This window comes from Tibeticola sp. (assembly GCF_022759015.1).
GTDB classification, from domain to species: domain Bacteria; phylum Pseudomonadota; class Gammaproteobacteria; order Burkholderiales; family Burkholderiaceae_C; genus Tibeticola; species Tibeticola sediminis.
Genome location: NZ_JAEMQB010000158.1, coordinates 1 through 10,927, shown reverse-complemented (window position 1 = coordinate 10,927; position 10,927 = coordinate 1). Strand labels below are relative to the sequence as shown.

Sequence of the window (10,927 nt, the reverse complement as noted above, 5' to 3'; positions counted from 1 at the left end):
GGCGCCTGTCGGGCGTTTTTGTTTGTGTTTGCACAAATCCGGTGCTTTTTTCTTCTCGTGGATCCACGGGCAGCGTCGCAACGAACGGCACAATCCTCGGCATGCATCGGACAGTCTTGATTGCGGGCGGCGGGATCGGCGGGTTGGCGAGTGCGCTTGCCTGCGCGCGCGGGGGGACGGTGGTCTCACTGTTCGAGCGGCGTCGCGCCTTCGAGGAGTTTGGGGCGGGCATTCAGTTGGGGCCCAATGCCGTCCGTGTTTTGCATGAATGGGGCCTGAGGCGCGTACTCGAAGCGGTGGCGCATGAGCCCCCACGATTGGTGGTGCGCGACGCTGCCGGCGGCCGACAACTCGGCGTGCTGCCCTTGGCTGCGCGGGCCCGTGAGCGTTATGGAGCGCCGTACCTCACCATTGCGCGTGCCGATTTACTGCAACTGTTGTTGGAAGCGGTGCAGCGTCAGGATCAGGTGGCGCTCCATCTGGCACAACCGGTCGAGTCTTATGAGGAGGGGCGGGACTCGGTGGAGCTTCGGTTCGCCGATGGACGGTGCGCCCATGGCGCTCTCCTGCTCGGAGCCGATGGGCTGTGGAGTCGCATCCGCGCGCACATGCTGGGCGATGGGCCCCCGCGTTCCTCCGGGCATGTGGCTTACCGAGCGATGCTGCCGCAAACGGCCTTGCCCGCGCATTTGCGTCGCACGGGCATCACGGTCTGGCTCGGGCCGAGGCTTCATGTGGTGGAGTACCCCGTGCACCGGGGAGAGTGGCTCAATGTCGTGCTGGTCGTCGAGGGTTCGGTGGCGGGGGATCCGCAGGCCTGGGGTGAGGCTGTCGAGCGTGGGGCGCTACTCCCAGTCGTTGGGTCGATCAGTCTGCCTTTGCGGGACCTGATCGAGCACATTACGGAATGGCGTTCGTGGAGCCTGTTCGGTCGCCCGCCGGTGGCCGCTGCCGCGCAGATGGCGCGCGGTCGGATTGCGCTCGTCGGGGACGCCGCCCATCCCACGCGACCCTATCTGGCTCAGGGGGCGGGCATGGCGATCGAGGATGCCCACGTCCTTGGAGAGGTGCTGCGTTTGCGTTCGGGTTCGGTCGAGGAGCGGCTGGAGCGGTATGCCGCCTTGCGCTGGCGGCGCTGCGCCCGGATCCAGATGCAATCGGCCCGCAACGGGGTGATCTTTCACGCCCGGGGGCCCATGCGTTGGGGCAGGGATGCGTCCCTGCGTTTGCTGGGCGAGCGCCTCTTGGATCAGCCTTGGTTGTACGGCTATCGGGCAGGCATCGAGACTGAAGATGACTCCTGAAAAAAGAGCAACAGGTGTCCATTTTTCGCCGGCATACGGCTAGAAACCTTTCAAAACTTGCTTGGGCCGGAGCAGGCTGGCGTAGAAGCCGCACTTGGTGCTTCTTGTTGGCTTGGTTGTGCCTCTATAATGAGAACAATTCTTGATTACCTCATCCCATGCGCATTCATCCCGAGCCTCTGACGACGCCCAGCGCCGCTGAGTCCTCTTTGTCGGATCTCGATGTCGGCGTCGTTGGCGTCGTCACCCGTTTGCAGATGCCTGATGCCGCTGCGGAACGCGGCCGAGTGGCGCGTTTGCTGGAACTGGGCTTTCTGCCGGGCGAAACGGTCCGGGTGCTCGCACGGGGCCCGGCCGGAGGTGAGCCTCTGGCCGTGCGTGTGGGCGATGCCACGTTCGCTTTGCGCTCGCACGAGGCGCAGCACGTCCGGGTGGCTCGGCTCGGCGACATCCATCGTTGAAGCATGAGTCCAGCAGAACCCTTGCGCATCGCCCTGCTGGGGAACCCGAACTGTGGGAAAACGGCGATCTTCAACCTGCTGACGGGTAGTCGGCAGAAGGTGGCGAACTATGCCGGCGTGACGGTGGAGCGCAAAGAGGGTGTTTTGCGGACGCCCTCGGGCCGGGTTTATGCCGTGCTCGACCTGCCGGGTGTGTACAGTCTGCGCCCGCTGAGCGCAGACGAAGCCGTCACGCGCGACATTTTGACCGGGCGTCACCCCGACGAGCCCCGTCCGGATTTGATCGTATGCATCGCCGACGCGACCCATCTGCGCCTGAATCTGCGGCTGGTCCTCGAAGCGCGCTCCCTGGGCATACCGATGCTGCTCGTCCTCAACATGATGGACCTGGCGCGCGCGCAGGGCATCACGATCGACCGTGAAGCGCTCGAGCGTGAACTGGGTATACCCGTGGTCGAGACCATCGGGGTCGCCCGCGACGGTGCCGCCGAACTCGTCGGCTGGCTCGACCGCTGGCCCGGGCCGGCTCGCCCGCAAGGGGCGCATCCGCCACTGCCGCTTCACTCGCCCACGGCAAAGCAGGATGTCGACGGCCAGGCCGAGGATGAACTGCGTCGAGCCATGGACCTTCAGGCCGAGGTTCGACGGATCCTGAATGCTGCGGTGGTCGAGCCGGAGCAGCGGCCCTCGCGGGATGAGGCGATCGATCGCCTCGTGCTGCACCCGGTATTCGGACCTGTCCTGTTGCTGTTGATTCTGTTCCTCGTCTTTCAGGCGGTCTTCAGTTGGGCAGCGCTTCCGATGGACGCGATCAAGCAAGGCGTCGAGGCGGTTGCAGGCGTGGTTCAGGGGGCGCTCCCCGAAGGACCACTTCGAAGCTTGTTGACCGATGGTGTCATCGCAGGGGCGGGAAGCGTCCTGGTTTTCCTGCCGCAGATCTTGATCCTGTTCTTTTTCATCTTGCTGCTGGAGGATTCGGGATATCTGCCGCGCGCGGCTTTCCTGTTGGACCGGCCGATGGCGGCCGTGGGTTTGTCGGGCCGCTCGTTCATCCCCCTGCTGTCGAGCTTTGCCTGTGCCGTACCGGGCATCATGGCCACGCGCACGATTACCGATGCTCGAGACCGCTTCGTCACGATCATGATTGCGCCGCTGATGACCTGCTCGGCCCGCCTGCCGGTCTATGCGCTGTTGATCGGCGCTTTCATCCCGAGCCGCAAGCTCGCCGGTTGGCTCGATTTGCAGGGCCTGGTTCTGTTTCTGTTGTACCTGGGGGGGATTGCCAGTGCGATGGCCGTCGCCTGGGTGCTCAAGCGCCGCCAAGGCCATGCGGTAGGGTCGGGTACCTTGATGATGGAACTGCCGGCCTACCGTTGGCCGAGTCTGCGGCAGCTGGGTTACGGGCTTTATGAGCGGGCCCGGATTTTCATCCGCAGCGTGGGCGGCATCATCTTGGCGCTCATGGTGTTACTCTGGGCCTTGTCGAGCTATCCCGCGGCACCCATGGGCGCCGAGCAGCCGGCGATTTACTACAGTTTCGCGGGCCGAATCGGCAGGGGCCTGGCTGAGTTGCTGGCGCCCATCGGGTTCAATTGGCAGATCTCCATCGCGCTCGTCCCCGGCCTCGCTGCTCGCGAAGTGGCTGTGGGCGCACTGGGAACGGTTTACGCTTTGTCTGCGCAGGATGCGGGCACGGCGGTTTCGTTGGGGCCCATCATCGCGAGCCAATGGTCGTTGGCGACCGGACTGTCGCTGCTGGTGTGGTACGTCTTTGCGCCCCAGTGCGTCTCAACGCTGGTGACGGTGCGCCGCGAGCTGGGCCGCTGGCGGCCAGCGCTCACCATGGCCGGCTATCTGTTCGCGCTCGCCTATGCCGCAAGCTTTGTCACCTACCATCTCGCGAAGGTGTGGGGCGGTTGAGGGAGCGGGATGCTGTGACCCTAAATCCGGCAGTTGACCGCTTTTAGCGAAAGGCAAGGTGTTGATGTTTGAACAATTTTCGGTGCGCAGGCCCTTCACCGTTTGGGTGAGCGCTGCGCACCCGTTCGAGTCGCCCTCGGGCGCGGGGGCGGCGTTGCAAATCCTCGCCATGGCGCCTGCCATGGCTGTGGTTTACGCCTTGCCCGCGCGCCCGACGACGACCCGCCCAGGCGCGCCCAACTGGCGGATTTAGGGTGACCGGAGAATGCGGATGGCCATACTCGAACCCCTGCTCGTGACGATCATTTTGGTTTGGGCCGCAGGCTATCTGGTCTGGCGCATGGGGCCTGGGTCCGTGCGCGCGTGGCTCGGTCAACGCATTCATCCGGCGCTCGATCGGCCGGCGGGCACCGCTTGCAGTGCATGCGCCAGTTGTCGCTCGGGTTGTTCTGCTGGCGGTCGTGATCGGGGCCAGGGTTCACCCGCTGGCGGGCAAGGTTCCTCAGTCGAGCACCGGGTAACCGTGGCGGCGGCGCGCCCACTGGCACGCGTCCGAGCCGACGGCAAACTCCCGACACGGTGAAGGTCGCCATTCATAAATCGCACACTCGACCCGGATGCCGAGCGTGCCGACCAAGGCCGCACAGCGGGGTGGGCCGTGGTCCGTTCCGCGCATGCGACAAACGCTGTCGGTGACATCGACGGTGAGGCCGTCGGGCACACTGCCGCCGTTGGAGCTGCGTTCGTGAACCGAAAAATCCACCCGCAGCGCGGCGCAGCAAGCACCGCAGTCGAGGCAAGGGTTCTGGTTCAGCTGCTTTTCCACTTGATCGAGCAGCCGATACTCGGGATTTGCTCGGCGGGGCCGTGGCCTGTGCGCGCGACCAGCTGCATCGCTTCGAGGAGGTCACGGCGGGTGCCAGGGGGCGCGGCTTCTTTGCGCGACGCATCGAAACGACCCCGGTATTGCAGGGCGTCCTCAGCGTTGAAGCCGAAAAAGTCTGGCGTACAGACCGCTCCATAAGCCCGCGCCACCGACTGATCTTCGTCGTACAGATAGGGGAAGGGGAGCGCGAGCGTTTCGGCCAGGCGTTTCATCGCCTCGAAGCTGTCTTCCGGGTAAGCCTCGGCGTCGTTGCTGGAGATGGCAGCGACTCCGATGCCCTCGCGTTGCAGCTGGCGCGCATCGTCAATCAGCCGGGGCAGGATCGCCTGCACGTAGGGGCAGTGATTGCAAATGAACATCACCAGCGTGCCCTTGGGGCCGCGAACATCCGCAAACCGAAGCACACGTCCATCGGTAGCGGGCAGAGAAAAATCCGGCGCTTTCCAGCCAAAGTCGCAAACAGGGGCTTGTGCGGCCATGGGGTCACCTTCCTTGCAAGTCGTGTTCAGCCGAGGCGGCCGAGCAGCAGGTATTCCATCAGCGCTTTCTGTACGTGCATACGGTTTTCGGCTTCGTCCCACACGACCGATTGCGGGCCGTCGATGACTTCGGCGGTGACTTCCTCGCCACGGTGCGCCGGCAGGCAATGCATGAAGAGCGCGTCCGGCTTGGCGACGGACATCATGGTGGCATCGACGCGCCAGTCGGCAAACGCCGCGCGACGGACCTCATTTTCTGCCTCGTAGCCCATGCTGGTCCAGACATCCGTCGTCACGAGGTCAGCGCCCCGGCACGCGTCGAGCGGATGGGCAAACACTTCATAGCTCGAGGCCGAGCGGATGCCGGCGATCGACTGGTCGACTTCATACCCGCCGGGGGTGCTGACATGAACCTTGAAGCCCAGCAACTCGGCCGCCTGCAGCCAACTGTTGGCCATGTTGTTGCCGTCGCCGACCCAGGCGACGACTTTGCCCTGAATCGAACCGCGGTGCTCGATGAACGTGAAGATGTCGGCCAGCACCTGGCAAGGGTGGAACTCGTTGGTGAGCCCGTTGATGACAGGCACGCGCGAGTGCGCGGCGAAGCGCTCGATCTTTTCCTGGCCAAAGGTGCGAATCATCACCAGGTCAACCATGCGGCTGATGACCCGCGCGGTATCTTCGATCGGCTCGGCGCGCCCCAGCTGGCTGTCTCCAGTGGTCAGATGGACGACGCTGCCGCCGAGCTGATACATGCCCGCTTCGAAGCTCACCCGGGTTCGCGTCGAGGCCTTTTCGAAAATCATCGCCAGCGTGCGATCCACCAGCGTCTGGTGTTTCTCGTAGGCTTTGAACTTGCGCTTGATCAGAGCCGTCCGCTGGAACAAATAGGCGTACTCGTCGGCGCTGAGGTCGGTGAATTGCAGGTAATGCTGGATCGTCACGATGTGTGTTCCGAAAGAAACTGGCGAACCACGGGGCTGAGCCGGGCGACGATTTCGTCCGCCTCGGCTTCACTGAGGATGAGCGGTGGCAGCAAGCGGATGACCCGCTCGGCCGTGACGCTGATCAAGAGCCCAGCGCTGGCCGCCCGGGCCGTCAAGCCGCCACAGGGGCGGTCCAGTTCGATGCCGAGCATCAGCCCCTCGCCCCGGATCTCGCGGACGCCGGGCAGAGGGGCGAGCGCCTCGCGCAGCCCGGCTTTGAGCCGTGCCCCCACCCGTGCAGCGTTGCCGAGCAGATCGTCGTCTTCCATGATGCGCAGTGTTTCCAACCCGGCCCTCATCGCCAAGGGGTTGCCGCCGAACGTGCTGCCATGGTTGCCGGGCTCGAAGACATGGGCCGCCTTCGGGCCGGCGACGACGGCACCGATGGGAACGCCCGAACCCAATCCCTTGGCCAAGGGCATGACGTCAGGGACGATCTCGGCCCACTGGTGCGCGAACCACTTGCCGGTGCGGCCCATGCCGCACTGAACCTCATCGGTCATCAGGAGCCATCCGCGTTGGTCGCATAGCTCGCGAACTTGTCGCAGGTACTCCCAGCGGGCGGGGTTGATGCCGCCTTCTCCCTGGATGGTCTCCAGGAACACGGCGACGACATTGGGGTTGTTCGCGGTTGCCGTTTCGAGCGCTGCGATGTCGTTGAGCGGCACTCGGATGAAGCCGTCGACCAGGGGCTCGAAACCTTTTTGGATGGCCGGGTTCCCCGTGGCACTGAGCGTGGCGAGCGATCGGCCATGGAATGCGCGTTCATAGACGACGATCTGGGGGAGGTCGATGCCGCGGCTGTGCCCGTATTTCCGCGCGAGTTTGATGGCGGCTTCGTTGGCTTCGAGTCCGCTGTTGCAGAAAAAGACGTTCTCCATCCCGGATAGCTCGGCGAGCCGGGACGCCAGCCGCTCAGCGTCGGGGACGTAGTAGTAATTGCAGGTATGAATCAGCCGCCCCACCTGCTCGCGCAAGGCTGCAACGAAGCGCGGATGGTTGTGCCCGAGCGTGTTGACGGCGATTCCGGCCAACGCATCCAGGTATTCCCGGCCCTCGGTGTCCCAGACTCGGCACCCCTGGCCGTGCGAGAGGGCGATCGGCAGGCGCGCGTAGGTGCGCATCAGGTGCGGTTCGGCAGGAGTGGATGGGTTCACATTCATGGCAGAGATGTCCTGGGAGCCCAGGTGGCCGGGAGGGGCGCGGGGCGGAAACTGATTCTAGACGACCGCGTCCTCGGGAGAAGGGGCAGGGCAAAGGCCACAGGGCCGGGGATCAGCCCAGAATAAGTCTTATATAAGATACAATAGTTGTGCGCCGCAGCAGAGGCGATCCTTCTGCTGCCTCGTAGCCAGAACGTCCACGTGATCCGATGGGTAAATCTCCTGCTAAGCAAGTCTTCATCCTGGGTTTGACCGACGACGGCAGAACCTTTCGGCCCAGCGACTGGGCGGAGCGGCTGGCGGGGGTGATGAGTCCGTTCAGGCCCGGTGGAGCCAAGCCCGGAAGCCATTTGAGCTATTCCCCTTGGTGTTTGCCGACGGTCCTCCAGGGGGTGAAGTGCGTGGCGGTCCACCCGGACTTGCGCGAGGCGGAGCCTATGGCCTGGGACTTCTGCATGAACTTCGCGCGCGACAATCACTTGCAAACGGTCGAGGCCTGCCTACTGCCTGACGAGGCGCCGACTGAGCGTCGCCCTTGATGCATTTCACGGATGAAAAACAAGTGAGGCCGCAGTTGCGGCCTCACTTGTTTTTGCTGACAGCGCACCCGTGACAAACGGCAGCTGTCGGTCCGAGAGGATGGACAGCCGTGCGGCTTGCGGCTTCTTAAGCCGCTGCGGTCGCCAAGGCCTTGACCTTGGCAGAGAGGCGGCTCTTGTCGCGAGCCGCTTTGTTCTTATGGAAAATGCCCTTGTCGGCGATGGCGTCGACGACCGACTGCATCTTGGCAAAGAGTTCGGTTGCCTTGACTTTGTCGCCAGCGGCCACGGCCTTTTCGACGTTCTTCACCGCGGTGCGGTATTTCGACCGCAGCGACGAATTCGCGGCATTGAGTTTGACGTCCTGGCGGGCGCGCTTGCGGCCCGAGGCCAGGCGGGGGTTCTTTTTCTTGGGTTTGGAAGATGCCATATCTTGGTGTCCTTGAGTTGCAGGATGTTGTCAGCAAACCTGCGATTCTAACAGCGAGCAGCGTCTTTCGATTGGGCTTCCGATCGACCCGGGCTCAAAGGGCTGGGCTTGGTGCTGGATGGGCTCCGGGTGAGCTTCGGCAACGCTGAACCCGCCGGAACTACACTCGAGCGGGTGAGCTTATTCAAATCCGCTTCCACCGTTTCCGCTTTGACCTTGTTGTCGCGCATCACGGGTCTTGGGCGTGAGCTCCTGATTGCCGCGACGTTTGGTGCGAGCGCGACCACCGACGCCTTCAACGTGGCGTTCCGGATTCCGAATCTGTTTCGGCGTCTGTTTGCCGAGGGTGCCTTCAGTCAGGCCTTTGTGCCGGTGCTGGCCGAGAGCCGTGCTCAGCACGGCGATGCGCAAACCCGTCGCGTGATCGACGACGTGTCCACGGTTTTGGCCTGGGTCTTGTTGGGTTTCAGTGTGTTGGGCGTGCTCGCCGCGCCGCTGCTGGTCTGGGCTATGGCGAGTGGCTTGCGTCAGCATCCCACGGCTTTCGACGCTGCCGTGGTGATGACGCGCTGGATGTTCCCGTACATCGGCTTCATGTCGCTCGTCGCGTTGTGCGCGGGGGTTCTCAATACCTGGCGCAAGTTTGCGGTGCCTGCGGCGACGCCGGTGTTGCTCAACGTGTGCTTGATGGCGGCTGCTTATTGGGGCGCGCCGTGGCTGTCTGCTCAAGGCATCGAGCCGATTTTTGCACTGACGGCAGGGGTGCTCGTCGGTGGTGCGCTGCAACTGGCCATCCAATGGCTCGCGCTGGTGCGGCTGGGACTGGGGCCACGGATCGGCCTGACCCTGAGGCAGCTGCGCGCGGCATGGCAGGACCCGGCGACGCGTCGCATCGCCGCTCTGATGGGGCCCGCGATCCTCGGTGTGAGCGTGGCGCAACTCTCCTTGGTCATCAACACCCAGATCGCGTCCCATTTGGCGAGCGGCAGCGTGAGTTGGCTCGGCTACGCGGATCGGCTGATGGAGTTCCCGACGGCCTTGCTTGGGGTGGCTTTGGGTGTGGTGTTGATGCCGCAGCTCGCTCAAGCGCGGGCGGCGGGAGACGTGCGGCGTTATTCCGAAATGCTCGATTGGGGGTTGCGGTTGGTGGTTCTGCTGGCCGTGCCCGCAGCGGCCGGCTTGCTCACCTTTGCCACGCCCTTGGTCAGTGTGCTCTATCACTACGGGGCTTTCGGCGCGGGTGATGTGGCGCAGACTGCGCGGGCGCTCACGGGCTACGGTGTGGGGCTGCTGGGCTTGGTTGCCATCAAGGTGCTGGCGCCGGGTTACTACGCCAATCAGGACATCCGCACTCCGGTGCGCATCGGGATCATCGTTCTGGCTCTGACACAGGCGATGAATCTGGTGTTGGTGCCGTTGATGCAGCATGCGGGCTTGGCGCTGGCGATCGGCCTCGGTGCGCTGGTCAATGCCGGCTGGCTGCTGCTGGGGCTGTTGCGCCGCGGCAGCTACCGACCGACTCCAGGCTGGGGCGTCTTTCTTTTGCAGGTGCTGGCTGCGACCGCGCTCATGAGCGTGTTTCTGCTCTGGGCCAGTTCGGCGGTGGCGTGGGTCGATCTGCGGGCGCAGACGGGATTGCGGGTGTTCTATCTGGCGACGTCCGTGGCGGCGGCGGCGTTGATTTATTTTGGTGCTTTGTGGGCTTCGGGAGTACCCTTACGCCAATGGCTGCGCCGCTGAACTTCTGCAACGACCATGAAGCTCTCACTGCACGTTCCGACCCCGCTGGAGTACTTTGGCGCGTTGGTTCGGTCTGACCGCGACTTTCCACTGCTGGAAGCGGCCACCTGCATCGCGCACGACGAATATCCCGAGCTGGATGTGGAGTCCGTTCTGGCCGGGGTCGATCGCCTGGCGCAGCGTCTCCAACGCCAGATACCGACGGATGCCGGCCCGATGGAGCGACTTCGCCGGCTCAACGACTTCTTCTTTTCGCAGCTGGGTTTCGCGGGCAATGTGAATCACTACATGGATGCCGAAAACAGCTACATCCATGTGGTTCTGGAGCGACGGCGGGGCATACCGGTGTCGCTGGCGGTGATCTGGCTGGAATTGGCGCGGGCCTTGGCGCTTCATGCCCACGGGGTCTCGTTTCCCGGCCACTTCCTCGTCAAGGTGGGATTGCCTCAAGGGTGGGTGGTGCTCGACCCCTTGACCGGGCGCTCGCTCGGCATGGACGAACTCGCAGGGCTGCTCAGGGCCTGGCGTCAAACGGAGTCCGCAGGACGAAATGCTGCGAGCTTCGACCCACCCGTGGGGCTGCATTTGCAAAACGCGTTGCCCCGCGAAATCATCGGCCGCATGCTCGACAACTTGCGCGAGCTTCATCGAACCTTCGATGAGCCGGTGCTCCTGCGGGCAGTTCTCGACCGGGTGTTGCTGCTGCGTCCGGATGATCTGGGCGCCTTGCGCGAGCGCGGGGTGCTGCATGCCCGCGAGGGGCGGGTCGATGCCGCGTTGCGTGACCTCGAAACCTATTTGAGGCGCGTGCCGCGGGCGGTGGATGCTCCGGCGATCGGAGAACTCGTGCTCGAACTGCGTGCCCGGCACGGCGGCACAGCCTGAGAGGCTGAGAGGGAATTGGTCATGCCCGCTTTGACGCCCCAAAACACGCCAGAGGGCGTTGCAAATGCGCGCCGTAGCCCGAGCTACGGCTGTGCTTTGCGCCTACTCGGGCGCGTTTTGGGGCGCCCCTTCGG

General features: G+C 64.2%; 12 protein-coding genes. 7 read left to right on the top strand and 5 right to left on the bottom strand.

Annotated elements, in window-relative coordinates; translation table 11 throughout:
* The first annotated feature begins 101 nt into the window (after nucleotides 1-101).
* From JHC36_RS10060 to JHC36_RS10045, 4 genes are all read left to right on the top strand, one after another.
* Nucleotides 102-1,304 carry an FAD-dependent monooxygenase gene (locus tag JHC36_RS10060; protein ID WP_287918688.1) on the top strand — a complete coding sequence of 401 codons (1,203 nt, stop codon included), beginning with the start codon at nucleotides 102-104 and terminating at the stop codon, nucleotides 1,302-1,304.
* A 158-nt stretch (nucleotides 1,305-1,462) separates the two neighbouring features.
* Nucleotides 1,463-1,765, top strand: coding sequence for a FeoA family protein (locus JHC36_RS10055; protein ID WP_124223704.1), 303 nt, complete (start codon nucleotides 1,463-1,465; stop codon nucleotides 1,763-1,765).
* Between the two features lie 3 nt (nucleotides 1,766-1,768).
* Entirely contained in the window at nucleotides 1,769-3,685 is a 1,917-nt protein-coding gene (feoB, locus tag JHC36_RS10050) for a ferrous iron transporter B (protein WP_287918686.1), read from the top strand.
* Between the two features lie 64 nt (nucleotides 3,686-3,749).
* Nucleotides 3,750-3,938: a hypothetical protein gene (locus tag JHC36_RS10045; protein WP_287918685.1), complete on the top strand. Its 189-nt coding sequence runs from the start codon at nucleotides 3,750-3,752 to the stop codon at nucleotides 3,936-3,938.
* A 249-nt stretch (nucleotides 3,939-4,187) separates the two neighbouring features.
* Here JHC36_RS10045 and JHC36_RS10040 read toward each other — a convergent pair whose 3' ends face one another.
* The 4 genes from JHC36_RS10040 to JHC36_RS10025 are packed head-to-tail and all read right to left on the bottom strand — an operon-like array spanning nucleotide 4,188 to nucleotide 7,199.
* Nucleotides 4,188-4,511: a YkgJ family cysteine cluster protein gene (locus JHC36_RS10040; RefSeq protein ID WP_287918683.1), complete on the bottom strand. Its 324-nt coding sequence runs from the start codon at nucleotides 4,509-4,511 to the stop codon at nucleotides 4,188-4,190.
* A complete protein-coding gene (locus JHC36_RS10035) occupies nucleotides 4,496-5,050 on the bottom strand; it encodes a thioredoxin family protein (protein WP_124223710.1) in 555 nt (184 codons plus the stop codon). The genes JHC36_RS10040 and JHC36_RS10035 overlap by 16 nt, the downstream gene beginning before the upstream one ends.
* A gap of 26 nt (nucleotides 5,051-5,076) precedes the next feature.
* Nucleotides 5,077-5,988 carry an ornithine carbamoyltransferase gene (gene argF / locus JHC36_RS10030; protein ID WP_287918690.1) on the bottom strand — a complete coding sequence of 304 codons (912 nt, stop codon included), beginning with the start codon at nucleotides 5,986-5,988 and terminating at the stop codon, nucleotides 5,077-5,079.
* 2 nt (nucleotides 5,989-5,990) lie between these two features.
* Nucleotides 5,991-7,199, bottom strand: coding sequence for an aspartate aminotransferase family protein (locus JHC36_RS10025; protein ID WP_287918681.1), 1,209 nt, complete (start codon nucleotides 7,197-7,199; stop codon nucleotides 5,991-5,993).
* 209 nt (nucleotides 7,200-7,408) lie between these two features.
* Between JHC36_RS10025 and JHC36_RS10020 the strand changes: the two genes are divergently transcribed.
* A complete protein-coding gene (locus JHC36_RS10020; protein WP_124223717.1) occupies nucleotides 7,409-7,738 on the top strand; it encodes a DUF3579 domain-containing protein in 330 nt (109 codons plus the stop codon).
* Between the two features lie 127 nt (nucleotides 7,739-7,865).
* Here the strand turns inward: JHC36_RS10020 and rpsT are convergent, their stop codons facing one another.
* Complete coding sequence (gene rpsT / locus JHC36_RS10015; RefSeq protein WP_124223719.1) at nucleotides 7,866-8,168, bottom strand: 30S ribosomal protein S20; 303 nt, start codon at nucleotides 8,166-8,168, stop codon at nucleotides 7,866-7,868.
* Between the two features lie 174 nt (nucleotides 8,169-8,342).
* Here rpsT and murJ point away from each other — a divergent pair, with 174 nt between their 5' ends.
* Nucleotides 8,343-9,908, top strand: coding sequence for a murein biosynthesis integral membrane protein MurJ (gene murJ / locus JHC36_RS10010; protein WP_287918679.1), 1,566 nt, complete (start codon nucleotides 8,343-8,345; stop codon nucleotides 9,906-9,908).
* 15 nt (nucleotides 9,909-9,923) lie between these two features.
* Nucleotides 9,924-10,793, top strand: a complete 870-nt coding sequence (locus JHC36_RS10005) for a SirB1 family protein (protein ID WP_287918677.1) — start codon at nucleotides 9,924-9,926, stop codon at nucleotides 10,791-10,793.
* Nucleotides 10,794-10,927: the final 134 nt, after the last annotated feature.